Annotated in this window: 26 protein-coding genes; 9 read left to right on the top strand and 17 right to left on the bottom strand. The window is 61.1% G+C overall.

Annotated elements, in window-relative coordinates; genetic code table 11:
• Position 1: 1 nt before the first annotated feature.
• The 5 genes from BFP90_RS03100 to BFP90_RS03080 all read right to left on the bottom strand — a co-directional run bounded on the left by BFP90_RS03100 (position 2) and on the right by BFP90_RS03080 (position 4,796).
• Positions 2-991, bottom strand: coding sequence for an ABC transporter ATP-binding protein (locus BFP90_RS03100; RefSeq protein ID WP_065891628.1), 990 nt, complete (start codon positions 989-991; stop codon positions 2-4).
• Positions 988-1,788, bottom strand: a complete 801-nt coding sequence (locus BFP90_RS03095; protein ID WP_065895926.1) for an ABC transporter permease — start codon at positions 1,786-1,788, stop codon at positions 988-990. Before BFP90_RS03095 ends, BFP90_RS03100 begins: the two co-directional genes overlap by 4 nt.
• Entirely contained in the window at positions 1,775-2,620 is an 846-nt protein-coding gene (locus BFP90_RS03090) for an ABC transporter permease (RefSeq protein ID WP_065888221.1), read from the bottom strand. Before BFP90_RS03090 ends, BFP90_RS03095 begins: the two co-directional genes overlap by 14 nt.
• A complete protein-coding gene (locus BFP90_RS03085) occupies positions 2,617-3,423 on the bottom strand; it encodes an alkaline phosphatase family protein (RefSeq protein ID WP_065895925.1) in 807 nt (268 codons plus the stop codon). The genes BFP90_RS03090 and BFP90_RS03085 overlap by 4 nt, the downstream gene beginning before the upstream one ends.
• Positions 3,424-3,719: 296 nt before the next feature.
• A complete protein-coding gene (locus tag BFP90_RS03080) occupies positions 3,720-4,796 on the bottom strand; it encodes an ABC transporter substrate-binding protein (protein WP_065895924.1) in 1,077 nt (358 codons plus the stop codon).
• 350 nt (positions 4,797-5,146) lie between these two features.
• Here BFP90_RS03080 and BFP90_RS03075 point away from each other — a divergent pair, with 350 nt between their 5' ends.
• Positions 5,147-5,872 carry a UTRA domain-containing protein gene (locus BFP90_RS03075; RefSeq protein WP_065891631.1) on the top strand — a complete coding sequence of 242 codons (726 nt, stop codon included), beginning with the start codon at positions 5,147-5,149 and terminating at the stop codon, positions 5,870-5,872.
• Here BFP90_RS03075 and BFP90_RS03070 read toward each other — a convergent pair.
• Genes BFP90_RS03070 through BFP90_RS03035 form a run of 8 tightly spaced genes read right to left on the bottom strand, consistent with a single transcriptional unit; the run spans position 5,853 to position 12,009 of the window.
• Positions 5,853-6,815, bottom strand: a complete 963-nt coding sequence (locus tag BFP90_RS03070) for a metal ABC transporter substrate-binding protein (protein ID WP_065895923.1) — start codon at positions 6,813-6,815, stop codon at positions 5,853-5,855. The two genes, BFP90_RS03075 and BFP90_RS03070, sit on opposite strands and share 20 nt — an antisense overlap.
• Positions 6,815-7,714 (bottom strand): metal ABC transporter permease, encoded by a 900-nt coding sequence (locus BFP90_RS03065; RefSeq protein ID WP_065895922.1) that lies wholly within the window; start codon positions 7,712-7,714, stop codon positions 6,815-6,817. The genes BFP90_RS03070 and BFP90_RS03065 overlap by 1 nt, the downstream gene beginning before the upstream one ends.
• Entirely contained in the window at positions 7,711-8,457 is a 747-nt protein-coding gene (locus BFP90_RS03060) for a metal ABC transporter ATP-binding protein (protein ID WP_065895921.1), read from the bottom strand. Before BFP90_RS03060 ends, BFP90_RS03065 begins: the two co-directional genes overlap by 4 nt.
• Positions 8,454-9,374 (bottom strand): metal ABC transporter substrate-binding protein, encoded by a 921-nt coding sequence (locus tag BFP90_RS03055; protein ID WP_065891635.1) that lies wholly within the window; start codon positions 9,372-9,374, stop codon positions 8,454-8,456. The genes BFP90_RS03060 and BFP90_RS03055 overlap by 4 nt, the downstream gene beginning before the upstream one ends.
• A 19-nt stretch (positions 9,375-9,393) precedes the next feature.
• Positions 9,394-9,954 carry a DUF6162 family protein gene (locus tag BFP90_RS03050; RefSeq protein WP_065891636.1) on the bottom strand — a complete coding sequence of 187 codons (561 nt, stop codon included), beginning with the start codon at positions 9,952-9,954 and terminating at the stop codon, positions 9,394-9,396.
• Positions 9,951-10,277 (bottom strand): hypothetical protein, encoded by a 327-nt coding sequence (locus BFP90_RS03045; protein WP_065891637.1) that lies wholly within the window; start codon positions 10,275-10,277, stop codon positions 9,951-9,953. Before BFP90_RS03045 ends, BFP90_RS03050 begins: the two co-directional genes overlap by 4 nt.
• Positions 10,274-10,810, bottom strand: coding sequence for a thiamine pyrophosphate-binding protein (locus BFP90_RS03040; protein WP_065891638.1), 537 nt, complete (start codon positions 10,808-10,810; stop codon positions 10,274-10,276). Before BFP90_RS03040 ends, BFP90_RS03045 begins: the two co-directional genes overlap by 4 nt.
• Positions 10,810-12,009, bottom strand: a complete 1,200-nt coding sequence (locus BFP90_RS03035; RefSeq protein WP_065895920.1) for a PepSY-associated TM helix domain-containing protein — start codon at positions 12,007-12,009, stop codon at positions 10,810-10,812. The genes BFP90_RS03040 and BFP90_RS03035 overlap by 1 nt, the downstream gene beginning before the upstream one ends.
• Positions 12,010-12,668: 659 nt before the next feature.
• Here BFP90_RS03035 and BFP90_RS03030 point away from each other — a divergent pair.
• From BFP90_RS03030 to BFP90_RS03015, 4 genes are read left to right on the top strand one after another with little or no spacing between them, the layout of a single operon-like run.
• Positions 12,669-13,823 (top strand): KamA family radical SAM protein, encoded by a 1,155-nt coding sequence (locus BFP90_RS03030; protein WP_065891640.1) that lies wholly within the window; start codon positions 12,669-12,671, stop codon positions 13,821-13,823.
• Positions 13,824-13,853: 30 nt separating this feature from the next.
• Positions 13,854-15,221 carry an ATP-grasp domain-containing protein gene (locus tag BFP90_RS03025; protein WP_065895919.1) on the top strand — a complete coding sequence of 456 codons (1,368 nt, stop codon included), beginning with the start codon at positions 13,854-13,856 and terminating at the stop codon, positions 15,219-15,221.
• Positions 15,222-15,225: 4 nt separating this feature from the next.
• Positions 15,226-15,951, top strand: coding sequence for a 2OG-Fe dioxygenase family protein (locus BFP90_RS03020; RefSeq protein WP_065891642.1), 726 nt, complete (start codon positions 15,226-15,228; stop codon positions 15,949-15,951).
• Entirely contained in the window at positions 15,948-17,195 is a 1,248-nt protein-coding gene (locus BFP90_RS03015) for an MFS transporter (protein ID WP_065891643.1), read from the top strand. Before BFP90_RS03020 ends, BFP90_RS03015 begins: the two co-directional genes overlap by 4 nt.
• A gap of 46 nt (positions 17,196-17,241) precedes the next feature.
• Here the strand turns inward: BFP90_RS03015 and soxR are convergent, their stop codons facing one another.
• The gene (soxR, locus tag BFP90_RS03010; protein WP_065888237.1) at positions 17,242-17,691 is read right to left on the bottom strand and encodes a redox-sensitive transcriptional activator SoxR; all 450 of its coding nucleotides are present in this window, start codon (positions 17,689-17,691) and stop codon (positions 17,242-17,244) included.
• A 99-nt stretch (positions 17,692-17,790) separates the two neighbouring features.
• Between soxR and BFP90_RS03005 the strand changes: the two genes are divergently transcribed.
• On the top strand, positions 17,791-18,156 hold the full coding sequence (locus BFP90_RS03005; protein WP_065891648.1) for an antibiotic biosynthesis monooxygenase: 366 nt from the start codon (positions 17,791-17,793) through the stop codon (positions 18,154-18,156).
• Here the strand turns inward: BFP90_RS03005 and BFP90_RS03000 are convergent.
• A complete protein-coding gene (locus BFP90_RS03000; RefSeq protein WP_065895918.1) occupies positions 18,145-19,248 on the bottom strand; it encodes a sigma-54 interaction domain-containing protein in 1,104 nt (367 codons plus the stop codon). The two genes, BFP90_RS03005 and BFP90_RS03000, sit on opposite strands and share 12 nt — an antisense overlap.
• A 266-nt stretch (positions 19,249-19,514) precedes the next feature.
• Between BFP90_RS03000 and BFP90_RS02995 the strand changes: the two genes are divergently transcribed.
• The 3 genes from BFP90_RS02995 to BFP90_RS02985 all read left to right on the top strand — a co-directional run bounded on the left by BFP90_RS02995 (position 19,515) and on the right by BFP90_RS02985 (position 23,034).
• Positions 19,515-19,784: a hypothetical protein gene (locus tag BFP90_RS02995; protein ID WP_065888239.1), complete on the top strand. Its 270-nt coding sequence runs from the start codon at positions 19,515-19,517 to the stop codon at positions 19,782-19,784.
• 232 nt (positions 19,785-20,016) lie between these two features.
• Positions 20,017-21,177, top strand: a complete 1,161-nt coding sequence (locus tag BFP90_RS02990) for a cysteine desulfurase family protein (RefSeq protein WP_065891645.1) — start codon at positions 20,017-20,019, stop codon at positions 21,175-21,177.
• 48 nt (positions 21,178-21,225) lie between these two features.
• Entirely contained in the window at positions 21,226-23,034 is a 1,809-nt protein-coding gene (locus BFP90_RS02985) for an aminopeptidase P family protein (RefSeq protein ID WP_065895917.1), read from the top strand.
• A 116-nt stretch (positions 23,035-23,150) separates the two neighbouring features.
• On the opposite strand, the gene BFP90_RS02980 is transcribed toward BFP90_RS02985, so the two are convergent.
• Together BFP90_RS02980 and rhtA are read right to left on the bottom strand one after the other, a co-directional pair.
• Complete coding sequence (locus BFP90_RS02980) at positions 23,151-23,432, bottom strand: hypothetical protein (protein ID WP_065888242.1); 282 nt, start codon at positions 23,430-23,432, stop codon at positions 23,151-23,153.
• A gap of 167 nt (positions 23,433-23,599) precedes the next feature.
• Positions 23,600-24,487 carry a threonine/homoserine exporter RhtA gene (gene rhtA, locus BFP90_RS02975; protein WP_065891647.1) on the bottom strand — a complete coding sequence of 296 codons (888 nt, stop codon included), beginning with the start codon at positions 24,485-24,487 and terminating at the stop codon, positions 23,600-23,602.
• Positions 24,488-24,821: the final 334 nt, after the last annotated feature.

Here is a 24,821-nt window from a genome sequence, read left to right as displayed (position 1 = left end):
GTCAGGCTACTTCACACAGCGCGCTGGGGTCGATGGAAAGTGCCAGGCGCTGGCCGTCCGGATGCAGATCGTCGGCAGAGCGGTTCAGCACATCCACCACCAACTCCACGCCACGGGCTTCGATACGATAGCGAATCACGTTGCCCAGCAGGCTGTGGCTGCGCACCAGCGCGTCAAGGTCGCCGTTACGGCTCAGTTCGATGGCTTCGGGGCGGATCGCGATGCGCCCACTGATCGGTCGTTGCAGCAGTTGGCTGGCCTTGTCGGCATCGAGCAGGTTGTAGTTGCCGATAAACCCGGCGGCGAACACATCCACCGGCGCAGTGTAGAGGGTCTCGGCATCGCCGCTCTGTACGATTCTGCCCTGATTCATCAGGAAGATGCGGTCCGACATGGTCAGGGCTTCCTCCTGGTCATGGGTGACGAAAATGGTGGTCAAGCCGAGTTCGCGCTGGATCTGGCGGATCTGCTCGCGCAGGTGCTTGCGAATCCGTGCATCCAGCGCCGACAGCGGTTCATCCAGCAGCAACAGGCGCGGGCGGGTCACCAGTGAGCGGGCGAGGGCGACGCGCTGGCACTGGCCGCCGGACATCTGGTGCGGATAACGACCGGCCAGGTCCTTGAGCTCGACCAATTGCAGCACCTCCTGGACCCGCTTGTGACGGTCGTCGGCGTTGACTTTCTGCATGCGCAGGCCGAAGGCGACGTTCTGTTCCACGGTCATGTTGGGAAACAGCGCGTAGCTCTGGAACACCATGCCGATATGCCGTTTCTGCGGGCTTAGCGGGACGATGTCCTGGCCATCGAGCAGAATTTTCCCACTGTCCACCGAGGTCAGCCCGGCGATGCAGCGCAGCAAGGTCGACTTGCCGCAACCGGACGGGCCGAGCAGGGTGACAAACTCGCCCTTGGCGATTTCGCAATTGATATCACTGAATACCGGGGTGCCGGTATAGCTCTTTTGCAGGTGTTGGACGCTGACGAAGCTCATTGGCTTTTGTCCTTGTTCAAGATATTGGCGGCCCAGGTCAGCACCAGCACAAAGAAGAAATAGGAGATCACGACGGCACTGGTGAAGTGGCCGCTGCTGTTGCGCATGTTGTTGAGGTACACCTGCAGGGTTTCATAGCGGGTGCCGACCAGGATGTTGGCGAACACGAACTCACCGAACAGGAATGAGAACGACAGCAGAAGCGCCACCATCAGGCCTTTGCGCAGATTGGGCAGCACGACCAGGAACGCCGCTTGCCAGGTGCTGGCGCCGAGCAGTTGCGAGGCGTCCATGAGGTCGCGCAGATTGATCGCCTGCAGGTTGTTGGTGATTGCGCGGTACATGAACGGCAGCGCCACGGTGAAGTAGCAACCGATCAGAATCCACGGCGTACCCACCATCGCCAGCGGCCCGGACCCGTACAGTTGCAGCAGCCCCACCGACGACACCACCGGCGGCACCGCGAACGGCAGCAGGATCAGGATGTTCATCAGCGCATCCAGCCTGGGGAAGTGGTAATGCACCACGAACAGCAGCGGCAGGATCAGCACCACCGACAGGATCAGCGCGCCCACGCACACCAGCAGCGATTGCCCGAAGGCCATCAGGAAGCGCGGGTCGCTCCATAGCTGCACATACCATTTCAGGCTGAAGCCGGCAGGCAGGATGGTGGCCGACCAACTGCTGGAGATCGAATAGACAAAGGTGCCTGCCAGCGGCAGTACCAGAATCAGGAACAGCACGTACACCACCACCCGATGGTAGAGGGACGCCGGGCCGGCATCAGCGCGAGACATGGTAGCTCCTCTTGAGCAGCAGTTGATGGACCACCGTGACCACGGTCATCAGCGCCACCAGCACCACGGCCAGGGCGCTGGCCATGTTCGGGTCCAGTGACACGTCACCGGAAACCAGCCCCGCGATGCGGATCGGCAGCACGTTGAAGTTGCCGGTGGTGAGGGCGTACACGGTGGCATAGGCGCCAAGGGCGTTGGCCAGCAGAATCACGAACGTGCCGAGCAGGGCGGGGGTCAGGACCGGCAAGCCGATGTGCCGCCAGAACTGCCAGCCATTGGCGCCGAGCAGGGCAGCCGATTCGCGCCAGTCTTCGCGCAGTGCGTCAAAGGCCGGGTACAGCAGCAGGACGCCGAGGGGGATCTGGAAGTAGGTGTAGAGGAGGATCAAGCCGGTTTTGGAGTACAGGTTGAAGTCCTGGATGATCCCCGCCTGCTTGAGCATGATGGTAATGCTGCCGTTGAACCCCAGCAGGATGATGAACGCGAAGGCCAGGGGCACGCCGGCGAAGTTGCTGGTCATGTTGGCAAACGCCGTGACGAAATTGCGCAGCGGCGAATCGACCCGGCGCAGGGAGTAACTGCCCAGCGTGGCGATGATGATGCCGAAAACGCTGGAGTAGAAGCTGATCTCGAGGCTGAATTGGATCGCCTGCAGGTAGAACTTCGAACTGAAAATGCGCGTGAAGTTTTCCAGGCTCCAACCGCTGTCTTCGGTTTGCAGGCTGTTGATCAGCACCCAGGCCAACGGCGCGATCTGGAACACGATAAAGAACAGCGCGAAGGGCGCCAGGCACAGTAAGGCCAGCCATTTGCCGCGAACCATGCCACTCATTTGAGCAACTCCCGGCAGACCGGTTTGTCGTGGGGTACGCCGAGCAGTGCGCAGACGGTGCCGCACAGATCGGTCTGTTTCGGCGCGGCGGCGGCATCCAGGCTGAAGGCGTCGCCCAGTACAAACAGCGGCACTTCGCGCTCCTCCGGCAGCAGGCCGTTGTGGGAGCGGTCGTTGTTCATGCCGTGGTCGGCGGTGACCAGCACCTGGTAACCGGCGTCGAGCCAGCCTTGCAGGTAGTCGGCGAGAATAATATCGGCCGAGCGTGCGCTGTTGCGGTACTGCGCAGTGTCGAGGCCGTGCTTGTGACCGGCGTCGTCGATGTTCATCGGGTGCACCAGCAGAAAGTCCGGCGCGTGCTTGAGGCGCAGGCTTTCGGCGTCGGCAAACAGGTGGGAGTCCGGGTAGTGGTCATTCCAGTAGAAATGCCCATGCTGGATCGCCAGCGACGCATCGTCGGTATGACGATCACGGGCGGCGAGAAAGGGGGTGCGGTTATACAATTCGCTGACCCAATGGTAAGCCGCCGCTGCGGTGGTCAAGCCGGCACGGGTGGCGTAGTGGAAAATGCTGCGCTGGCTGGACAGGCGCGCGACGTTGTTGTGAACGATGCCGCTCTGGATCGGCGGCACACCGGTCAGGATGCATTCATACAACGGGCGGGACAGGGCGGGCAGTTCACATTCCAGTGTGTAGAAGGCTGCGCGTCCTGCGCCGACATAAGCCTGCAAGTGCCCCATGGCGTGCCGGGCGACCCCGGCGTTCAGGCCGTCGAGCACGACAAGGATGACAGGGTGCTTCATGGGGGCTGGGGCTCCGCGACAAGATTGGACTTCACTCGATTTCCCGCTGGAAACCGGATGCAAGTGTGGGAAGAGGCAAGCCCTGATGCCAGTCCGTTAAGCGTACACCGCCCTCTGTAGGAGCGAGCTTGCTCGCGAAAAACGTCAACGATAACGCGTGCTTTCTGGATGAACGCGGTGCCTGTGAATTTTTCGCGAGCAAGCTCGCTCCTACAAAAAGCCCTAACTGACTGGCATCAGGGCAAGCCCCCTCCCACATTGGATCTCCAGTGGATCTCCAATGTGGGCTTAAACTCTCACTTCATTTCTACAATCACCTGCTCGTTCCACAGTTGCGGCAGTTTCTTGGACGTCGCTTCCCAGGCATCGGCATCCTTGATCGGCTGCGGGTTGGCCTTGGTGTATTGCTCACCCGGGATCAGGTTTTTGGCGATGTCAGCCGGCAGTTTCAGGTCGGTCTCGGCGCGGATCGGACGGGCATTGCCTTTGGCCAGGTTGAGCTGGCCGGCATCGCTGAAGATGTATTCGCGCGTCAGCTTGGCGGCGTTCGGGTGCTTGGCGTACTTGTTGATGATGGTGGTGTAGCCGGACTTCACCGAGCCATCCGATGGGATCAGCACCACGTAGTCATCCGGGTTGGCCATCTTGGCCTTGTAGCTCAGGCCGTTGAAGTCCCAGACGATACCCACTTCGACTTCGCCTTTTTCCAGGGTGGCGATGGTCGGGTTGGACAGGCCTAGGCGACCTTGCTGGGCGATCTTGGTGAAGAACTGCAGGCCCGGTGCGATGTTTTTCTCGTCGCCCTTGTTGGCGATGGCGGCGGCGAGTACCGCGTTGGAGGCTTGGGCGGCGGTGCTTACGTCACCCACCGAGACCTTGTATTTGCCGGTTTGCAGGTCGGCCCAACTGGTCGGGACTTCGGAGCCGTGGAGCAGTTTCTTGTTGACGATAAACGCGATAGTGCCGGTGTAGGCCAGTGCCCAGTGGCCGTCTTTGTCCTTCGCCCAATCCGGTACCGAAGCCCAGGTGGAGGGTTTGTACGGCTGGGTCACTTCCTGCTTCACCGCGATGGGACCGAAGGCGGCGCCCACGTCGCCGATATCCGCGCTGGCATTGTCTTTTTCGGCCTTGAACTTGGCGATTTCCTGGGCCGAGCTCATGTCGGTGTCGATGTGCTTGAGGCCATGGATGCGGGCCAGGTCTTCCCAGGTGCCTTTCCAGTTGGCCCAGTCATCGGGCATGCCGACGCTGTTCACGGCGCCCTCGCTCTTGGCGGCGGCTTCCAAGGTTTTTAGATCGGTATCAGCGGCCATGGCGGCGGTGCACATGGCAATGGTCGAGCCTAACAGTGATGCCAGGAAAAGCTGTTTCATCCGAAGCTCCTTTGGGCGTTTTACACGCGGCGTTTTATATGAACGTTGGCGAGGGTGTGGTCTAGGTCAGCAATACCTGAGCCAATCTAGGCCCGATGGATGACAGTTTCATGTCGATGTCGTTTTTGAAGCACGGGTGTCGCTGCGTTCAGACTTAGCGTAGACCATGCCCAAGTGCCCGCAGGCCATGGACTTGGCCGATGTATTGCAGGGTGTGGTGCGGGCAGCGACCTGCGTTGTCATCTGTCGGTCATCTGCAGTGCCTAGGCTGGCAAGCAGCAGCACGAGCCCATCAAGAGCGCGTTTTATGCACCCGAACAGTGCTGGTCTAGTCCAGATAGGTAACGTTGATGCGTGACGAGGCAATCAAGGCGGTAACCTCCATCGGCCTGGCGCTGCAAGAGCAGATCGATCATGGCCTGTTGCCGCCTGCCAGCAAACTGCCCGCCGAACGCAAGCTCAGCGAGTTGTTTGGTACCACTCGGATTACCGTGCGCGAAGCTTTGTTACAGCTGGAGGCCCAAGGGCAGATCTATCGCGAGGAGCGCAGGGGCTGGTTCGTCTCGCCACCCCGGCTGGCCTATAACCTGATGCAACGCAGCCACTTTCACGCGATGGTCAGCGACCAGGGGCGTGTGGCGTCCACTGAGGTTATTTCGGCGCGCCTGCAACCGGCGTCGGCGGCGGTGTGTGCGTGGCTGCGGCTGCCGGCGTTGTCCAGCGTGATCCAGATTTGCCGGGCGCGCAGGATCGACGGGCGTCTGGTGCTGTACGTGGAGCACTACCTGAACCCCCACTATTTCCCGGACATCCTGGCGTGCGATTTGAATCAGTCGATGACCGAACTCTATGCGCGCAAGTACGACTTGCACTATGGGCGGGTGCGTTTCGAGATCGTGCCGACCTCATTGCCGGTGGAAGCCGCCGCTGCGTTGCGCGTATCGGTGGGCAGCCCGGGCTTGCGGATCGCCCGGGTCAACTATGACCAGCACCAGCGCTTGATCGATTGCGACCTGGAGTTCTGGCGCCATGATGCGATTCATGTGGGGGTGGACGTTAAGGCATCAGTGTCTTGATCACCTGATTCACATTGGTTTCCAGCTCTGTCACAGGATCGGCACCGTCTACATTCAACACCAGCAGGTTGGCGCCGCCGGCACTGACAGCCGCTTTCACCGCCTCACTCGGCTGGCGGTGGTGCAGCACCAGCGCCACCTCATTGTCCTTGAGCTGCGCACTGAGCGTTTGCAGCGCCTCAGGCGTCCAGTCTGCATCCGGACGCGCATCGGTACTGAGCACTTCCAGGTTCAAGCTGCTGACCAGATAGGCGAAGTGATCGCTCAAGCTGACCACACTCAGATTATCGGCCCTGGCCAGGCGCGCCTCGCTGTCGGCGGTGAGCTTGAGCAGGCGTTGCTTGAGCGCGGCCAGGTTAGCGTCGATCTGCGCTTTGGCGCCCGGCGCCAGGCGGCTCAGGTCGGCCGCCAACACATCGGCCATGCGTCCCATGTTGTTGCTCGACTGCCAGGGTTGGCTGTTCAAGCCATCGCTGACGCCCGGCTGCACGGCGATGCCCGGCAAACCGCCGTCCACCGGGCGTGCGGCGTCGACTTCGACAATACGGATGTTGCTGCGTCGCGCCACGGGGTAGAGCGGGTCATCGGCCCACAGCGAGCGCAGGCCGATGGCGGCATCGGCATCCTGGGCCAGTTGGCTCAGCGCCGACGCACCGCGCCCGGTGAAGTAGGACACTTGCCGCGAACCGGGCAAATTGGCGGGAGCCGCGCGTTCGAGTTGCACATCGGAGCCTTTGAGCAGCACTTCAGCAAGGCCGTAGGTGATCGGCAACGACGCTAGCACCTTGACCGGTTTTACCGATTTGGCCTTGGCCAGCGCGGCATGGCCAAGGCCATGGTTGGCAACGAAGTCCCTGGTTTGAAAACCATCCACGACGGCGAGCGCCGAGGTGCTGAGCAAGCAGGCAATGGTCAGGGCCAGTGGGCGAAAGACAGGGCGCATTATCCAAGATTCCCTTTGAGGCTGGGCACTGTGCCGCGCGCGATGGCGGCGAGGGCGAAGGCGATGCCGGCAACCAGAATGATCGCGGCACCGGACGGTACAGGCAGGTCGAAGATGATCGGCAGCAGGATGCCGCACAGGGTACTGACGGTAGCGATGGCTACCGAAACCCAGAAGAAGCCCTTGAGCGATTGGCTCAACAGCCGCGCCGCCGCCGCCGGAATCACCAGCAGGGCACCGACCAGGATCGCGCCGATCACCTTGACCGCCGCGACGGTGATCAGCGTCACCAGAATCACGAACAGATAGTCCAGGGTCTTCACCGCCACGCCGCGCACTGCCGCCAACTGCGGGTTGAAGCTGGCGAGCATGATGCGGTTGTACAGCGGCAGCGCCAGGGCCATCACCAGCGCACCGACCACCGCGAGCACCAGCAAGTCGTTGCCGTTGACCGTCAGCACCGAGCCAAACAGCACGTTTTCCAGGATGTGCACATTGATCTTGCCGGCCAGGGTCAACAGCAGGCTGGCGCCCAACGCCAGGGATACCGACAGGAACACGCCGATCAGCGTATCCGGCGCCAGGCCGGTGCGGTTGCGCAGGTAATTGAGCAGGATGCCGAACAGCAAGCAATAGCCGAACAGGCTGCCGTAGGGCCCGGTGTAGGGTTCACCGAGCAGGATGCCCACGGCCACGCCGGTCAGGGCGGCATGGCCGACCGCTTCGGAGAAAAACGCAAAGCGCTTGACCACCACCAGCGTGCCCAGTCCGCCCAGGACCGGGCCGATCAGCAACCCGGCGAGCAGCGCGTTGACCACAAAACCATAGGCCAGCGCCTCCGGCAAATAGCCGGAAGAGGCCCAGCCCTGGACCATCAAGCGAAACGCTTCATAACTCATTGCGCCGGGCTCCGAGGGTGAGTGGAAAACAGGCTCAGCAGGCGATCCGGGGTCAGCGCTTCCCGGGGCGTGGCGTCGAACAGCACGCGGCGGTTCAGGCCGGTGACACGGTCGGCCAGACGGCCAACGGCTTCCAGGTCATGCTCGACCCACAGCACGGTGATCCCGGCCAGTCGCCAGTCCCTGAGCAAGCGTTCGAACACCTGGATACCGGCTTCGTCCAGCGCCGACATCGGCTCATCCAGCACCAGCAACTGCGGCGCCGGAATCAGGCCCTGGGCCAGCAGCACACGCTGGCGCTCGCCACCGGACAGCGCGCCCATGCGCCGCTTGCGCTTGTCCTGCATGCCGACCCGTTCCAGCGCCTCGCCAATCGCACCGGCGTAGTGCCGGGACAGGCCAAGAAACGCCGGCCGCCGCTGGCACATGGCAGCCATGAAATCATCCACCGTCATCGGCAGCCCCCGGTCGAACTCCAGGGCCTGGGGCACGTAGCCGATGGTGCCGAGCGTGGTCGGCCATGCCAGGCTCAATCGGCCCTGATGGGGCGTTTGTCCCAGCAGGGTCTTGATCAGTGAACTCTTGCCGCCGCCATTCGGGCCGACCAGCGCGTGGATGCTGCCGGGCTGAACCTGGAAACTCACGCCATCGAGAATCACGGTACGGCCCAGGGTCAGCGCGACGTTGTCGAAGTCCAGCGTCGGGCCGTTGCTCACAATGTTCAGGTGTTCTGCCGCCGTCATGTTCCCGACTCCTGGATCGCCCGGACCACGGTATTGAGGTTGCCGGTCATTTCCACTTCGTACTTCTGGGCGCTGTATTCGCCGTAGGAAATATGTGACAGCGGATACAGCTTGACCCCGGATTCACGCTGGATCGTATCGACATAGGTGGACGGGAAATCCATTTCCGAGAAGATCACTTTCACGTCCAGGGCGCGCAGTTCATCGATGGTTTTCTTCAGCTGGCTGGGGCTCGGTTCGATGCCGTGGGCCGGTTCGACCACGGCGGTGACTTCCAGGCCGAACTCGCGCAGCAGGTAGTCGTAGGCCGCGTGCACCGTGGCTACGCGCAGGTCCGGGTTGGGTGCGCTGGTCAGCTTGGCCAGGGCGTCGGCGCGCATCTGGCGCAGACGCTTGCCGTAGGCGCGGGCGTTCTGGGTGTAGGCCTTGGCGTTGTCCGGGTCGAGCTTGCCCAACTCGCGGGCGATGTTATTGACCTGGGCAATCGACGCGCTGATCGACAGGAACGTGTGCGGGTTGACCACCTTGCCCGCACCGCGCGCGGCGTTGCCGGTGGCGGCCAGCAGCGGCACATTGGCGTTGGCTTCGATCACCGGGATATCCGGGCGCTCGCTGGTGGCGATCATGCGATCGGCGAAGTCGTCATGCCCCACGCCATTGAGCACGATCACGTCCAGGGTGCCGATGCGCTTGATGTCTTCGGCGCGCGGCTCGTAGGCATGGGGGTTGAAGCCCGCCGGAATCAGCGGCACCACGTCGGCCTTGTCGCCGACGATGTTGGCCACGTAGCTGTAGTAAGGATGCAAGGTGATACCGATGCGCAGGCGTTTGCTCGCTTCGGCATTCGCCAGGGGAGCGAGGACCAGGCTGAACAGGCCAACCAGCAACAGGCGCAACAGGGGAGATGAAATGGACATGGGCAATCGGTCTTCTCGTTCAGTGGCGGTGCTGGCGGGTCACGCCGGCATCGAATTGCGCGACCACCTGCTGCCAGCCGGCAGCGATCAGCGCCTGGTCAGTGAGGTCGAAGGGGACGGCCAGGTGTTTGCCACGGTTGAGCCAGATATCCGGCTCGGCGCCTTGCACGCGCATCAGCAGCGAGCCACTGGTGTCGGTGGCCTGGCTCAAGCCCAGATAGGTCGAGGGCGCGAGCAGTTGCCAGCGATGATCGCCACGGCTGACGGAACTGGCGTCCTGGGCGAACGGTGCAAAGCCTTCTTGCGCCAATTGGTCCGGCGTGGGCAGGGCGTTCTGCTCTTGTTGCAGCAAGTGGATTTCATCCAGGGTCACCCGCAGGTCGGCGTAGATGCCTTGTTCGGCCGCGCTCAGGTCGCGCCGGGCATCCAGCTGATGACTGGGCACAGCTGCGACCTCTTGGGTTTCACCGTGCAAGGCCACCACCGTTCCCGCCACCGCCAGGATGATCAGGCACAGCAACAGCACATAGAGGGTTTCATGCCCCGCGCCGGCGGGGCGCACTACCTGTACGGTACTCATTGCGCCTGGATATCCGCTTGGTCGATTTCCACCACGTGACCGGGGCCGGCATCGAACAGTACATAGAATTCGGCCGTGGGTTTCTTGAAGGTCAGGGTCGAATCCTCACCGAGCTTGCCCGGTACCAGGATGGTCTCGTCGTAGCCGATCACATCCAGGGTCACGCCCGGAGCGCCGCTGCCGTCGGAGAACCCGCCCTTGCACTGGATCTGTTCACCGGGGATTTCCTTGCACTCGCACATCGGGTTGTGAGCGAGGGCAAGTTGACTGAAGCCGGTACTGAGCAACAGTACGCAACCGGCAGTCAGGCGTTTGAATATCATGGTTTGACTCCTTGCTTGTTCAACCAGGCAATGGTGGCAGGCGAGGCCTGGCTCAGCGGGATGGAACCCTGGTGCATGGTGCCGTCCCAGCCTTCCATGGTGACCCACAGCTCGGCATCGACCGGCGTGCGTTCCGGCACCGGCACGATGGCGCCCATGCGGTACGGCGTACCGAAGAAGATCACCCCGGCGGCCCGCAGGCTGCGGGGCTTGCCGATGCGCAGGTAGGTGGCCTTGACCTGCTCGGCACAGGTGGCGCACAGGGCGGCGTTAAACGCTTTCATCGGGCCGGCCGGGTCCGGGCGCGGGCCTTCGTTGCGAAACTCGGCGAGGGTCAGGCTCCAGGGGCCGACTTGAATGTCCCCGGCGACCCGCTCGCCAATGCCGGCATCCCCGCGAAACAGGGCGGCATCGGCAAAATACTTGGGCATGAAGCCCAGCGGCACCAGCAACAGCAGGATGTTTATATGGAAACGCCACTTCAGCCACCAGGCCCGCAGGGGTGAAGAGGGTTTGGCCGCGACTCTGCTCATCAGTGAGTCTCCGAGGTTTCAGCCTGCAAGGCTGGGGTGGGCACAGGCTGGCGCTGGGTCTTGGCCTCGCGTTTGAAAGCGTTGAGGGTGGCGAGGGCGGTGCGCTTGGTCCAGATCAGCAAGCCGCTCAACACCATCATGCTCAGCACCAGGCCGAAGAAGGCCCAGATCAGCTTGATCCACAGGCCGCCAAAGTCACCGGTGTGCAGCGGGCGCATGGACTCGGTGACGAACTCCAGCGCGGTGCGGTCGGACAGCAGGTGCGATACGGCGATTTCACCGCTGTAGGGATTCAGTTGCGCGGTCTGGAACATCAGCGGGTACCAGCCGCGCCCGCCGATCTGCAGGTGGCTGTAGGCATTGAGCGGCAGGAAGGCAAAGGTGGCTTCCAGCCCGGGGATGCGCTGGGTGGCGATCTTGATCGCGTCGTCCAGGGCAATCATCGGGGCCGGCACGCCGGGTGCGGACAGCGGCACCTTTTCCCGGGCAATCACCGGCACGATGGGCTCGCTGGAAATGGAGATCTGGTTGTCACCCAGAATCGCCTGGATCAGGAACCAGGTGCCGGTAATGGAGATGACGGCGATGAACCAGATCGACCAGATACCGCTCAGGCGGTGGAAGTCGCCCCAGAAAATCCGTGCGCCGTGACGGATGCGCAGGGTGGGCCGCAAAAAACCTTTCCAGAAACGCTTGTACACCACAAGGCCAGTGACCAACGAGGCCAGCAGCGGCAGGCCGAGCAGCGACACCAAGTACCAGCCCCAACTGAAGCCATTGGTGAACGGCACCAGCCACCAGCCGTGCAGGGCGCGGGTGAATTGCTGGAAGTCGAAGGCCGGGCTGATCCCCTGGATGGCCCCCGTGTAGGGGTTGGCATAGGCATCGACCGAACGCCCGTCCGGATAGCTGAGGCCGACCATCAACGCGAAGTGCGATTCGTCGGGACGGATGATCGAGCGCACGATGACCTGGGGCTCGTCGCGCTTGATGGCGGCGATCACCTGGTCGAAGCTCAGCGGTTGGGCATCATCGGAGGGCTTGCTCGCGCGGATATCCGGGTTGGCCAGCCAGACGATTTCCTGGCTGACCACCGCCAGGGTGCCGGTGACGCAGACGATCAGGACAAAGAACCAGATGGGCAACGCCAGCCAGCTGTGTACGAGAAACCAGAGTTTTGAGCGTGACTTCTTCGACATGTGGATGAGGGTCTTGATGGAAGGGGCGATGGAGGCCCGGAAAAGGCCGGTCGTAGCTTTTGCTGACGCGACGGGCTGTATCTAAATTAAGACGAATGAGAATGAGAAATCCCCAGGCGAGAAATGAAAGAAAATGTTTCAGGCGCACAGCGGGCCTTACGCATGGGCGCTGATCGTGCGTGATTGCTCCCACGGACTGGGTGCACGCCGAGGCAGAGTGATAAGCGCGCAACTACGTAGTTATATAAGTATAAAAATAATCTCGCGGGAAGCTGAACGGGTTATTGACGGTGTTATTTACTTTTTAAATGAATGCATTTTAACGGCTGAATACCTATGGTTGCGGGAGGTGGGCGCAGGCGTGGGTTGAAACCTGAAAAAAAGCAGGGATATTGTATTGACGCTGTCGAAGGCTTCGGCTTTAGTAGGTGTCGGCATGGAAGTCAGATAATTTTAAAAAAAGGAAGTGTATTAAATGACCGTCTCCGTCGCTTATCCGACCCCCCTTATAATAAGTTGTTGTTACTTTCCTGCGTGGCTGATTGCATCGGCCAATTGATCGCCGCCTGCCTCCCAAGTCGATTGTCATTGTTGCGAATATCGCTGTTCCCGCCAGGGAAGGGCACGCGTTCATATGCCTTAACAGAGAGTACCTACTCATGTCGATTTTTGATCAAGAAATTCACCGCTCGGTGCAGTGGCAGGACTGGCGTTGGCAGCAGAAGAATGCCCTGCGTGATGAACCGAGTCTTCGTGCTGCCTGCGGTGGTTGGGATGAGCAGACCACGGCGCACATCGAACATAACCTGCTGGGGCGCAAGATGCAGATCACGCCGTACTACATTGATCTGATCAGGCGCTCCGTCACCAGTGGCACCGTCATGGACCACCCGCTGTGGCGGCAAGTGGTGCCGTACTGGAGCGAGCAGGTCGAGGGTGATTACGATGGCACCTCCGAGAACTGGGAGCTGGGCCATGAAATGAAGACGCCCATCTGCCAGCACAAGTACGACAATCGCGTGATCCTGCGCACCACCAATACCTGCAATGCCTATTGCCAGTTCTGCTTCGAAGCGCTGCGCACGTTGCAGGTGGGCACGGACAAGGCCAACGCCAGCCGGGATTCCTTCATGGAGTCGGTGGAGTACATCCGCGCCAACCCGGCCATCGAAGAAGTGATTCTCAGCGGCGGCGATCCGCTGATGCTGGCCGACCGCAAGCTCGAAGAGTACCTGGCCGCGCTGCGCGGGATCAGCGACGACCTGCTGATCCGCGTTCACTCGCGGGCCTTGAGTTTCAACCCGTTTCGCGTGACCGATGAGTTGATCGCGATGCTGGAAAAGTACAAGGTCAATGCTTTTGGCGTGCATGTCTGCCACCCGCTCGAACTCAGCGCTGACTTTGCCGTGGCGGTCAAACGTATTCAGGGTGTGGTGCCGATCGTGTTTTCCAATATGCCGTTGTTGCGCGGCGTCAACGATGATGAAGCCACACTGCATAAACTGTTTATCGATCTTTATCGTTTGGGTGTGAAGCCTTATTACTTATATCACTTCATGCCGTTTTCTCCCGGCGCCTCTGAATACAAGGCGTCGATCAGTCAGGCCATCGCCATCATGGATCGCCTCAAGCGGCGAGTATCCAATATTGCCCTGCCCGAATATGTTCTACCGCACGCCCAAGGCAAGTTTACGGTGCCGCTGCTGGACTTTGAAAAGCCTGAGGACTTGCCGTACTTCGAAGTTCGCGATGGGCAGCGTCATTACCGTTTCCGTAACTGGGAAGGGCAGTGGTGCAGTTGGCAGGATGCCTGAATAAATTGATGGACTAAGGCGGTATAAAGCATGAAACAGGACGCCATTCTTTTTATCGATGTCGATGACAGTACGTCTGTTCGTTATAACTACCGGGAGCCGCACTTCGCGGCTGCCCGCGCACAGGGCCTGGTGTGCTTGACGGCGGGTGTGGCAGGGCGCAGGCATGTGCAACGGCTCAGGGATGACAGTGACGCGGTGTTCCTGATCGACGCACTCAACGAGCAGGCCATTCTGGCGTTGGTCGGCCAGCTCGATGGGCAGTATCAGATTCGCGGGATCTTCTGCCAGGCCGGCCATCCGTCCGCGCTGGGCGAAGTCGGTTGTATCGTTGCGCGAGCTTCCCAGCGCCTGGGCCTGGTGCATAGCCGCCCCGAGGCGGTGGCGGCGTGCAACAACAAGTTCCTGATGCGCCGAATGCTCAAACAGCACGGCATTGCCTCGGTGCCGTTTGCGCTGTGCAATAACGAAGAGCAACTCCAGCAACAAGCCGAACGGGTCGGTTACCCGCTGATCGCCAAACCGCCGTTTGGCGGCGCTTCGGCGTTTATCAGGAAATGCGCCAATTGGGCGGAACTGCGCAGCCACTACGCGCTGTTTGTCAAAGACCACGCCACGGCGGCGTACGCGGACTTCTATGGCTGTGCGCACACCCTACTGGAGGACGACGGCCAACGGCATGCCTACATTCCCGGGCGCAGTCTGTTGCTGGAGGGCTACATCCCCGGTATCGAAGGCAGTGTGGAATGTGTGGTGGCCGGCGAGCGTGTGCATCCACTGCTGATCAACGAAAAACTGTTGCTGACCGAGCGCAGCGGCACGGTGCTCGAAAACCTGCTGATTTCCCCTCCGACCTCCTTCACCGACCGCGAGTGCGAGCAGATCCGCGCGTACGCCGTAGCGTGTCTGAAAGCGGTCGGCCTGACCAACGCCGTGGTGCATTTCGAGTTCCGCATGACCCCGCAGGGCCCTGTGGTGATCGAGATCAACCCGCGCGTGGGCGGGCTCTATGTGAACGCGGCGTTCCGCGATCTGGCCGGTATCGATCCCTATCAGCTGTATCTTTCGTTGCTGACGGGCGAGCAGGGCATCGACGCGCAATTGGAAGCGGGTGCTCGCAAGGTGGCCGAGGCCGGGCAACATTACGCGATGCTGGCGATCTACCCGCAGCACAGCGGTCGGTTTCAAGGCATTGAAGGCGTGGAGTTCCTGGAACAGAACGTTGCGGTGCTCGAGTATGCCCAGCAGGAGCCGGGGCACATGATCGATGCGGATATCGAGGAGCACTATCTGCTCAAGTGCTGGGCCAGGGTCGCGGACGCTGCCGATGCGCGCGCACTGCATGATGCGGTCGGCCAGCACTTGCGCGTCATCATCGACAACCCGGTGGCAGGCTAGCGATATGGATATCCCGACAATTTCCGCGCACTTGCGCGAGCACCATTACTGCCATCGGCCTGACTTTGGCGAGTTGGTCAGTGTCGAGGCGGGCGAAGAGCAGAGCTTTCGTGCGTACTGGGCCAACCTGGTGCGCGACGAGGCGTTCAAGGCGTACACCCATCGCGAGCGGCGTATTCTGCGCTATCGTTTATCACCGTCACGGCAATTGCAGATTGACAGGAGCACGGCGTTCAAGTCGCCGGTCACCTACGCCGTCAACTATCGCCAGGGGGTGAACCATTTGAGCTACAGCGAGGAAGGTTTTATCGAGCATCCGCTGATGCGCAAGCTGCTGGCCACCGACCTGGCGGTGATCGCACCGCACCTGGACGAGCAGAGTCATACCATCGATATCCACCAGTTCCGTGTGCGGGCGGACGCGCAAGCGTGCAGCCCCACCACGTCGGGGATTCACCAGGATGGTCTGGATTGGGTGTTCATGCATTTTATCGGCGAGCACAACACATTGCCGGTGGTCTCGGAAGTGTTTACCAGTGATGAGGAACGCAGCCGCGTGTTGAATCTGCCGATGACCCGCTTTCTGGAAACCCTCGTGATCGATGACCGAGGGCTCTACCACCGCGCCGGCGATGTGCGCCCGAAGGTAGCGTCGACACCGGCCTGGCGCGACATGCTGCTGGTCAGCCTGCGCAGCGTGCCGGATGATCAAGCGGCGCCGCCTGCATGAGCCACGATCAACAGCTGTACCTGTCGATCCGCAACGCGCGGCTGATCATCTTTGCTCGCGGCGTGTCGGACTTTGGCGCCTTCCTCAACATGGTGGCCTTGTCCACCTATGTCTACTGGCTCAGCCAAAGCGTGGTGTTCGTCAGCATCTTCCTGGCGTGCCGCGTGACCGGTGGCATTGTCGCCAGCCTGTTCGGCATCCCGTTTTTCCGGCGTTTCGCCGGGCGCGGCACCCTGGCCGGGCTGGACCTGGCGCGAGCGCTGTTGCTGACGCCGTTGTTGCTGCTGATCCCTGCGCATCAACTGAGCCTGCTGCCGTTTATCGCCTTCGGTATCGGCCTGTGCAATTCGCTGTTCGCCATCGGTCTCAACAGCCAGTTGCCCACCTGGGTTGCCCTTGAACAGCGGGTCGATACCAACGCCTGGATCACCTCGGCGGCCGCGACCGGCGCCGTGTTCGGCAGCTTGCTGTCGGGGCTGCTGATTGCCACGGGGGGATTCGAGGCGGTATTCGCGGTGAATATCGGCACCTATGTGATAGCTGCTTGCCTGGTCATGCCACTGCGTGCGTTGTACAGCGTTACCGTTGCCACGCATCGCGGCCTTTCGGCGGAGTGGCGCGCGTTGACCAGGGGGCTGCGCGGCGCGCCGGTGCTGGCCGCGATGTTGTTGATCAGCATGCTCGACACCCTCGGCAGTGCGGCGCATAACGTCGGCTGGCCGGTGTTGTCCCAGTACATTTCCCCGGACACGGCCAAAACCGTGATGGGTTACCTGCTGGCGGTCTGGGCCTGTGGCAAGTTCATCGGGGCGCGTATCGCCAGTGCGCTGTTGAAGGGGCGCGGCACGCCAGGCATGGAGCGGTTGTTCATGTTTGGCGTGGCGCTGATGTCCAGCGGGTTTATCCTGACGTTCCAGCAAACCGAATTGTGGCTGGCGCTGCTGTTGGTGGTGTGGGCAGGATTGGGCGACGGGCTGTCCGAAGTAGCGTTGGTCTCCCGCGCGCAAAGCGAACCGGACAGCTTGCGCCTGCCGCTGTTCAGCCTGTTGGTCCTGATTCAGATGGTGGGCTTTGGCGTGGGGATGCTGGTAGTCGGGCCGTTCTACGTGACGTGGACGCCGGCCCAGGTGATCGTGCTGTTCCACGGGCTACCGCTGACGGCGTTGGGCGTGATGACCGTGTGGCTGGGGTGCGCGGCTTACCGGGGCCGGCCGGACGCGTCGGGTTCACCGCCCACCCGTTGATCGCCTCTGTGGAAGGGCGCCGGCGTCCTTGCGCAGGGGCGTGAGTTCAGGACTGCGCCGTAGGCTCCAGCAACTGCGCGCCCGGTCCGCGCTCACCGAGTTGGTCGCCCTGGTTGCGCAACGGGCACGCCTCCATCGACAGGCACCCGCAACCTATGCAGCCATTGAGCTTGTCGCGCAGCATCGACAGTTTATTGATCCGCTCATCCAGGTCTTCCCGCCAGCGTGCCGACAGGCGTGCCCAATCCTTGGCGGTGGGCGTTCGGCCATCGGGCAATGCCTGTAATGCCTCGCCGATGGTCGCCAGCGGAATGCCCAGGCGCTGGGCGATCTTGATCACCACCACCCGCCGCAACACATCCCGTGGGTAGCGCCGCTGGTTGCCGGCGTTGCGATTGCTTTTGATCAGCCCCTTGGTTTCGTAGAAATGCAGCGCAGTGACGGCCACGCCGCTGCGGGCAGCCAACTGGCCAACGGTGAGTTCCTTGTTGAGCATAAAAACCCCGATTCAGCGCTTGACCTTGACTTAACTAGAGGTTTTACCCTGCATGGCACTGGATCGCAAGATTCTGCCTACAAAGAAAGGGGAGTGTTCATGCAGGTATCAGAGAAGAGTCGCGGCTTCACACAGGTGATCGAATTTCACATCGACCCGCGTCATCAGGCGGCCCTGGTGGCGGCCTTGACCGTGCAAAGCGAGCGACTGGCGCAGAGTCATGACGGCTTTTTGCGTGCGAGCGTGCAGGTCAGCGATGACGGGCGGCGGGTGCTCAACTACCTGCAATGGCAATCCCGCGAGGATGGCGAGGCGGCATTCAGGCGCTTCGAGCAGGGCGGCGAGGATTTCTGGACGCTGATCCGCGTGCACCGGGCCAAGGCGGTAATCTTTGATTCGTTCCAGGTGCTGCGCAGTTTTGAGCGCAGCCATGACGACGCCTTGCACTGCCGCCTAAATGGATAGGTGCAGCATCCGCTCGCCCTGCAGGTTTTCCCCCGGTCTGCGCTTGTTCACCGCCAACTCGCCGATCTTGATCAGCCGCGCGCGTGTGACGTTGCGGCTCAAGCCCAGGAGACTGGCGGTGTGCACCTGATTGCAGTGGCTGAAGCGGTAAGCGGCGCGTAACAGCGCGTCCTCGACCTTCTCGTGCAGGGCGCCGGCCTGTTCCTCGAACAGTTTTTGAAAGGCCCGCGCGAGCAACGCTTCGGCGCTGTTGTCGAGGCATTGCTGGCTGTCGTCCTGGCGTTCGATGCGCAGGTTCGACAGGCGCAGATCGTCGCGTTCGATCACGCTGTTGCGGCAGATCAGCAACGTGTGATGAATCACGTTTTCCAGCTCACGAATATTGCCCGGCCAGCTGTAGCTCTTGAGTTTGTGCTCGGCCTCGCGGCTGATGGTTACCGGGCCATAACCCAGGCGTCGGCTGTAGGTGTCGATAAAGTGTCGGGTCAGCGGCAGGACATCGCCCGGGCGCTCGCGCAGTGGGCTGAGCTCCAGGCTGACCACGTCGAGACGGTAGTAAAGGTCTTCGCGAAAATGCCCGGCGTTGATGGCTTTTTCCAGTTGTACATTGGTTGCCGCCAGTACCCGCACGTCGATGGGAATACTCTTGCGCGAGCCCAGGCGTACCACTTCACGCTCCTGCAGCACCCGAAGCAGCTTGACCTGGATCGGCAGGGGCAAATCGCCGATTTCATCGAGGAACAAGGTGCCGCCATCGGCCTCTTCGAACCAGCCCGCCTTGGCGCAGAGGGCGCCGGTAAAGGCGCCTTTTTCGTGGCCGAACAGCTCGGCTTCGACAAGGGATTCAGAAAACGCCCCGCAGTTGACCGCCACGAATGGCCGGTTGCGCCGCGCACTGAGGTTGTGGATGTGCCGGGCTACCAGCTCCTTGCCGGTGCCGGTTTCGCCGATGATCAGCACGCTGGCTTCGCTGGGCGCCACTTGCTGGATGTGGTCGAGCAGGGCCTTGGATTTCGGGTCTTCGAACACCTGGGCCGTGGCACGAATGGAGGTCGCGAGCGCGGGCGAGGGGGGGAGGGTTAATAACTGCATGGACACCTCTCTTGGAAATAAAATACGGGAATTGCCTTTGGCGAGTCGCGGCAACGTTGGCGGGCAGCGTTGTTTATAGAGGGATTCTCATATTCCGTAAATTAATTGATTTACATATTTATAGATCATAAAGAAATAACGAGTTGTGATTATCGAGTCTGCCGCAACGGTTGATAGCGACTATCGAGGACGGTGATTTTTCAGCGTGCGAGGGCGGGAGTAGCCTGTGTTCATTGATTCGACACCTCCTTTGCAGGGCCACCGCCATGATCCGCTCACTCGCTGTTTCGCTGTTGCTTGTCACCTCTGTCCTCGCCGGATGCGCGACCCATCCATCCCCGGAGCTGCGCCCCTACTCCGCCCAGGAAACCCGGCAACTGGCGCTGGAAGCGCTGAGTCGTCGCGGTTTGTCATTCGATGACTATCAACACCAGCGCGCGGCACTGACCGGCCAGCCACTCAAGTCGTTCGGTTTTGATCATCAGGGCGAAATGAATGCCGAGCGCAGCGTAGCCCTGAAGGATCGTCCCAGTTGAGCGGTGCTGTCGCGGTGAAGAGCCCGGGTTTCCCATAAGGAATCTCGGGTTTTTTGTTTTCCATGGCGTGACTTCAGCCTGTTAAGCTGAATTTCAGGAGCGTTCCTACGCACATTTTCATAAAGTGGTCCTTCTTTAACGGCATCCGATCAGTTAAACCTGACAACCTCTGATCTGTTCGATGCCCCCGCGACACTGCTCTCGGGAACACGCTCTGCGAGTTTTTAACACCATGAATAAACGTCCGTTGTATTTCGACTACGCCGCCACCACGCCGGTGGATGAGCGGGTCATCCAGGTGATGGTTGAGTGTCTGGGCTTCAATGCCAATTTCGGTAACCCTGCGTCCAGCTCCCATGCGTTCGGCCAGGCGGCCCGGCAAACGGTCGAGCAGGCGCGTCAGCAGGTGGCCGAACTGGTCGGCGCCCAGCCCGAGCAAATTGTCTGGACCTCCGGCGCCACCGAGTCCAATAACCTGGCGATCAAAGGTGTGGCCCAGGCCCGTGGCGTAACCGGCGGGCATATCATCACCAGCCAGATCGAGCACAAGGCGACGCTCGACACTGCGCGGCAATTGCAGGATGCCGGTGTGGCGGTGACCTACCTGGTGCCTGATGCCGACGGCCTGATCAGTGTCGAAGCGGTCAGTGAGGCGCTGCGTGAAGACACTTTCCTGGTGTCGCTGATGCTGGTCAATAACGAACTGGGCACGTTGAACGATATCCCGGCCATCGGCGCCCGGGTGCGTGAGCAGGGGGCGTTGTTCCATGTGGACGCGGCCCAGGGCGCGGGCAAGGTCGCCATCGACCTGGCGCAGTGGCCGGTGGACTTGATGTCGTTTTCGGCCCACAAGCTTTATGGTCCGAAGGGCATCGGCGCGTTGTACGTGGGGCCTCGCGCGCAGCAGAAGGTACTGGCGCAGATTCATGGCGGCGGTCATGAGGGTGGCTTGCGTTCGGGTACCCTGGCGACTCACCAGATTGCGGGCATGGGTACGGCGTTCGCCCTGGCGGCGGTGTCTTTTGCCGAGGAAAAGGCACAAATCGTGGCCTTGCGTCAGCGTCTGCTGGATCAGTTGGGGTCGATTGCGGGCGTGCGCCTCAACGGCAGCCCCACCCAGCGAATCCCTCATACTCTGAGCCTTACGTTCAGCGAAGGCGAATTCAACCCCAGTGCGTTGAGCGCCGGCATTGCCTTTTCGGCGACTTCAGCGTGCAATTCGGCGAGCAACGCGCCGTCCCATGTGCTTCTGGCCCTGGGGCATGACGCGCGCAGCGCCGGCCGTACCATTCGCTTGAGTCTCGGCCGCTTTACCACCGAGCGGGATATCGACGAAGCGGCACAACTGATCAAGTCGGCCCTGGCCAGCGCACCGGCGTTCTGGGCGGTCTGAAACTTGTCCGCAGTCCATAACAATTATTAGTGGTTAGCAGGAGACACAATGAGTACGCAGCCTTTGACCTCTGGAACGGTTCCCCAGCGCCTGGCGCAGACCCGTGAGCTGATGCGCCGGGAGGGCATTCACGCCCTGTTGGTGCCGTCCGCGGATCCGCATTTGTCCGAGTACCTGCCGGGATACTGGCAGGGCCGCCAATGGTTGTCGGGATTCCATGGTTCGGTGGGAACGCTGATCGTCACCGCCGATTTTGCCGGTGTGTGGGCCGACAGCCGCTACTGGGAACAGGCGACCAAGGAACTCAAAGGCAGTGGCATCGAACTGGTCAAACTGCAACCGGGCCAACCCGGCCCCCTGGAGTGGTTGGCTGAACAAACCCCGGAAGGCGGCGTGGTGGCCGTGGATGGCGCGGTAATGGCCGTGGCGTCGGCACGGACCCTGGGTGGCAAGCTGGCTGAGCGTGGCGCGCGCTTGCGTACCGATGTCGACCTGCTCAATGAAGTCTGGCATGACCGCCCGGCGCTGCCGAACCAGCCGATCTATCAACATTTGCCCCCACAGGCGACCCTCAGCCGAGGCGACAAACTCGCAGCCCTGCGCGCCAGCCTGAAAGACAACGGTGCTGACTGGCATTTCATCGCGACACTGGATGACATCGCCTGGTTGTTCAACCTGCGCGGCGGCGATGTCTCGTTCAACCCGGTATTCGTGTCTTTCGCCTTGATCAATCAGCAGCAGGCCACTCTGTTCGTCGCGCTGAGCAAAGTTGATGCCGAGCTGCGCGCGGCGCTCGAACGTGATGGCGTGACCGTACGCGATTACAGTGACGTGGCCGACGCGCTGCGAGCTGTACCGGCAGGGGCAAGCCTGCAAATTGATCCGGCACGCGTCACGGCCGGTCTACTGGAACATCTCGACGCCGGTGTGAAGCGGGTGGAAGGCTTGAACCCAACCACCCTGGCCAAGTCGCGTAAAAGCCTGGCTGATGCCGAACATATCCGTCAGGCCATGGAGCAGGATGGCGCCGCCTTGTGCGAATTTTTCGCCTGGCTGGAAAAGGCCCTGGGGCGCGAGCGCATTACTGAATTGACCATCGATGAGCATCTGACGGCGGCGCGTACCCGTCGTCCGGGTTATGTATCGCTGAGTTTCAACACCATCGCAGCCTTCAACGCCAACGGCGCGATGCCGCACTACCACGCCACGCCAGAAGAGCATGCGGTGATCGAAGGCGATGGCTTGTTGCTGATCGACTCGGGCGGCCAGTACCTGGGTGGCACGACGGATATCACGCGAATGGTGCCCATCGGTACGCCGAGTGAAGAGCAGAAACGCGATTGCACGCGGGTGCTCAAGGGTGTGATTGCCTTGTCCCGCGCTCATTTCCCCAAAGGCATCCTGTCGCCGCTGCTCGATGCCATCGCGCGTGCGCCGATCTGGGCCGAAGGCGTGGATTACGGTCATGGTACGGGGCACGGTGTAGGGTATTTCCTCAACGTGCATGAAGGCCCGCAAGTGATCGCCTACCAGGCGCTGGCCGCACCGCAGACGGCCATGCAGCCGGGCATGATTACGTCGATCGAGCCGGGTACCTACCGCCCTGGGCGTTGGGGCGTGCGGATCGAGAACCTGGTGTTGAACCGCGAAGCGGGGACGACCGAGTTTGGTGAATTCCTCAAGTTCGAAACGCTGACGTTGTGCCCGATCGACACCCGTTGCCTGGAGCCGTCCTTGCTCAGCGCTGATGAGCGCGAGTGGTTCAACGCTTATCATGCCCAGGTACGCGAGCGTCTGAGCCCGTTGCTCAGTGGCGATGCACTCGAGTGGTTGCAGGTGCGTACAGCGGCTATCTGATTCAGGACTGGCTCGGGGCTTCGAGTACGAAGTCCTGACGGTCCCGGCTGAAAACCGCGTCGCATCACCGGCGCTGACTACCCATGCGACGCTCTTGTTGTGCGTCGCTCAGGTACCTATTTGCAAATGACGATCATGCTGCGACTGGTATAGCCGGCAGGGTTGAGGCCGAACGGATAATCCCCTGGCTCCTCGGAGTTCTCGCCGGATTTGGCGATAACCCGATATCCCTTGGCACCGCATGAATTGGCTGCGCTGGTGTAGCACTGGTCCCATGAGGAGGACAGGCCCGAACAGTTGATGTGCAGTCCTTTCTTGCCCCGTTTCACTTCTGTTTTTGTGGTCGCGGCACACCCAGCAATGCCTACGACCAGCAACAGTATCAAAATTCGATTCATTCCAATCCTTAAATAGCCGCTTCGCAAAAGGATCGAAGCCGGCCTTTACTCGCTCTCGAGCGTAGCGTTCATGCTGTCCGTGTCGAACTTCTCCATGAAAGACATCGTTTACCAGCCTAAACATGGCCTAAATGAGCGTTAAATACCAGAGCTGCCTGCAAAGAGCGTCAGTCGGCGGCTACCAGCGGTTTGGATTCGTTGCGCATTGTCAGCGTGGCACCGACGGAGGCCAGGATAATGCAGGTGATGGCCAGCCATTGCGCGAGCGTCAGTTGCTCATGCAGGAAGAACAGGCCGGAGAGGGCGCCAAACGCCGGCTCGATACTCATCAAGGTACCGAAAGTGCGAGCGGGCAGGCGGGTGAGCGCAACCATTTCCAATGTGTAGGGCAGGGCCGTGGACAAGATAGCCACGCCGATGGCCACAGGAATCAGCGCGGGGCTCAGCAACGCGGTGCCGGCGTGCACGATGCCGATGGGCGCGACGAACAGAGCCGCGATCATTACGCCGAGCGCGGCGGTCTGCACCCCGTTATCGTTCCCCGCCTTCTGGCCGAACAGAATATAGAGCCCCCAGCAAACGCCGGCGCCGAGTGCATACGCGGCACCCACCACGTCGATGCCACTGCTGGCTTCGCCCATCGGAATCAACAGGAGCAGACCGATGACCGCGAGCGCGACCCACAAAAAGTCCACTGCCCGGCGCGATGCATAGATGGCGACGGCGAGCGGGCCCGTGAACTCCAGGGCAACCGCAATACCCAGGGGGACGGTGCGCAGCGACATATAGAAGAGAAAGTTCATGCCGCCCAGCGCCATCCCGTAGACCACGACCGTGCGCAGGGACCTGGCCGTCAGCTTGGCGCGCCATGGGCGCAATAGAAGCAGCATGATCACGCTGGCGAAGATCAGGCGCAGGGTGGTGGTTCCTTGCGCACCAATAATCGGGAACATGCTTTTGGCCAGCGAAGCGCCGGACTGGATGGATGCCATCGCGATCAACAGCAGGCCAACGGGGAAGAGTGTGCAGGCCAGGCTGCGGGGTGGGGTGGTCATTGAAGGTGTTGTCCGAAGTCATATATAGAAGGGCAGAGGGGTTATGATGCTTAACTGCCGCGAACTGCGCAATATATTGCTCAGTTGAGCAAGTGCTGAGGGGTTTCAAACGCAATTGATAGAAAGTTCATATTATTGATTGACGTAGAATTTTATCTGTCTATAATTCGCCCCACTTCCGGCGCAGTCGAAACGGAAAACTCCTTGGTAAACAATGAGTTAAGCAAGTTTTGACAGCGGGTCGCTTCAGTTCATCGAAGCCAGAAGGAAGTTGAAAAAGAGGTGTTGACAGCAGCGTGTAACGCTGTAGAATTCGCCTCCCGCTTACGAGAGA

Origin of the sequence: Pseudomonas sp. 24 E 13 (assembly GCF_900004715.1) — a bacterium.
GTDB lineage: Bacteria > Pseudomonadota > Gammaproteobacteria > Pseudomonadales > Pseudomonadaceae > Aquipseudomonas > Aquipseudomonas orientalis_A.
This window is presented reverse-complemented; position numbering and strand designations above follow the sequence as displayed.

Coding starts and splice junctions, on each gene's coding strand:
- BFP90_RS03100 (WP_065891628.1), bottom strand. CDS start 991: ATGAGCTTCGTCAGCGTCCAACACCTGCAAAAGAGCTATACCGGCACC.
- BFP90_RS03095 (WP_065895926.1), bottom strand. CDS start 1,788: ATGTCTCGCGCTGATGCCGGCCCGGCGTCCCTCTACCATCGGGTGGTG.
- BFP90_RS03090 (WP_065888221.1), bottom strand. CDS start 2,620: ATGAGTGGCATGGTTCGCGGCAAATGGCTGGCCTTACTGTGCCTGGCG.
- BFP90_RS03085 (WP_065895925.1), bottom strand. CDS start 3,423: ATGAAGCACCCTGTCATCCTTGTCGTGCTCGACGGCCTGAACGCCGGG.
- BFP90_RS03080 (WP_065895924.1), bottom strand. CDS start 4,796: ATGAAACAGCTTTTCCTGGCATCACTGTTAGGCTCGACCATTGCCATG.
- BFP90_RS03075 (WP_065891631.1), top strand. CDS start 5,147: ATGCGTGACGAGGCAATCAAGGCGGTAACCTCCATCGGCCTGGCGCTG.
- BFP90_RS03070 (WP_065895923.1), bottom strand. CDS start 6,815: ATGCGCCCTGTCTTTCGCCCACTGGCCCTGACCATTGCCTGCTTGCTC.
- BFP90_RS03065 (WP_065895922.1), bottom strand. CDS start 7,714: ATGAGTTATGAAGCGTTTCGCTTGATGGTCCAGGGCTGGGCCTCTTCC.
- BFP90_RS03060 (WP_065895921.1), bottom strand. CDS start 8,457: ATGACGGCGGCAGAACACCTGAACATTGTGAGCAACGGCCCGACGCTG.
- BFP90_RS03055 (WP_065891635.1), bottom strand. CDS start 9,374: ATGTCCATTTCATCTCCCCTGTTGCGCCTGTTGCTGGTTGGCCTGTTC.
- BFP90_RS03050 (WP_065891636.1), bottom strand. CDS start 9,954: ATGAGTACCGTACAGGTAGTGCGCCCCGCCGGCGCGGGGCATGAAACC.
- BFP90_RS03045 (WP_065891637.1), bottom strand. CDS start 10,277: ATGATATTCAAACGCCTGACTGCCGGTTGCGTACTGTTGCTCAGTACC.
- BFP90_RS03040 (WP_065891638.1), bottom strand. CDS start 10,810: ATGAGCAGAGTCGCGGCCAAACCCTCTTCACCCCTGCGGGCCTGGTGG.
- BFP90_RS03035 (WP_065895920.1), bottom strand. CDS start 12,009: ATGTCGAAGAAGTCACGCTCAAAACTCTGGTTTCTCGTACACAGCTGG.
- BFP90_RS03030 (WP_065891640.1), top strand. CDS start 12,669: ATGTCGATTTTTGATCAAGAAATTCACCGCTCGGTGCAGTGGCAGGAC.
- BFP90_RS03025 (WP_065895919.1), top strand. CDS start 13,854: ATGAAACAGGACGCCATTCTTTTTATCGATGTCGATGACAGTACGTCT.
- BFP90_RS03020 (WP_065891642.1), top strand. CDS start 15,226: ATGGATATCCCGACAATTTCCGCGCACTTGCGCGAGCACCATTACTGC.
- BFP90_RS03015 (WP_065891643.1), top strand. CDS start 15,948: ATGAGCCACGATCAACAGCTGTACCTGTCGATCCGCAACGCGCGGCTG.
- soxR (WP_065888237.1), bottom strand. CDS start 17,691: ATGCTCAACAAGGAACTCACCGTTGGCCAGTTGGCTGCCCGCAGCGGC.
- BFP90_RS03005 (WP_065891648.1), top strand. CDS start 17,791: ATGCAGGTATCAGAGAAGAGTCGCGGCTTCACACAGGTGATCGAATTT.
- BFP90_RS03000 (WP_065895918.1), bottom strand. CDS start 19,248: ATGCAGTTATTAACCCTCCCCCCCTCGCCCGCGCTCGCGACCTCCATT.
- BFP90_RS02995 (WP_065888239.1), top strand. CDS start 19,515: ATGATCCGCTCACTCGCTGTTTCGCTGTTGCTTGTCACCTCTGTCCTC.
- BFP90_RS02990 (WP_065891645.1), top strand. CDS start 20,017: ATGAATAAACGTCCGTTGTATTTCGACTACGCCGCCACCACGCCGGTG.
- BFP90_RS02985 (WP_065895917.1), top strand. CDS start 21,226: ATGAGTACGCAGCCTTTGACCTCTGGAACGGTTCCCCAGCGCCTGGCG.
- BFP90_RS02980 (WP_065888242.1), bottom strand. CDS start 23,432: ATGAATCGAATTTTGATACTGTTGCTGGTCGTAGGCATTGCTGGGTGT.
- rhtA (WP_065891647.1), bottom strand. CDS start 24,487: ATGACCACCCCACCCCGCAGCCTGGCCTGCACACTCTTCCCCGTTGGC.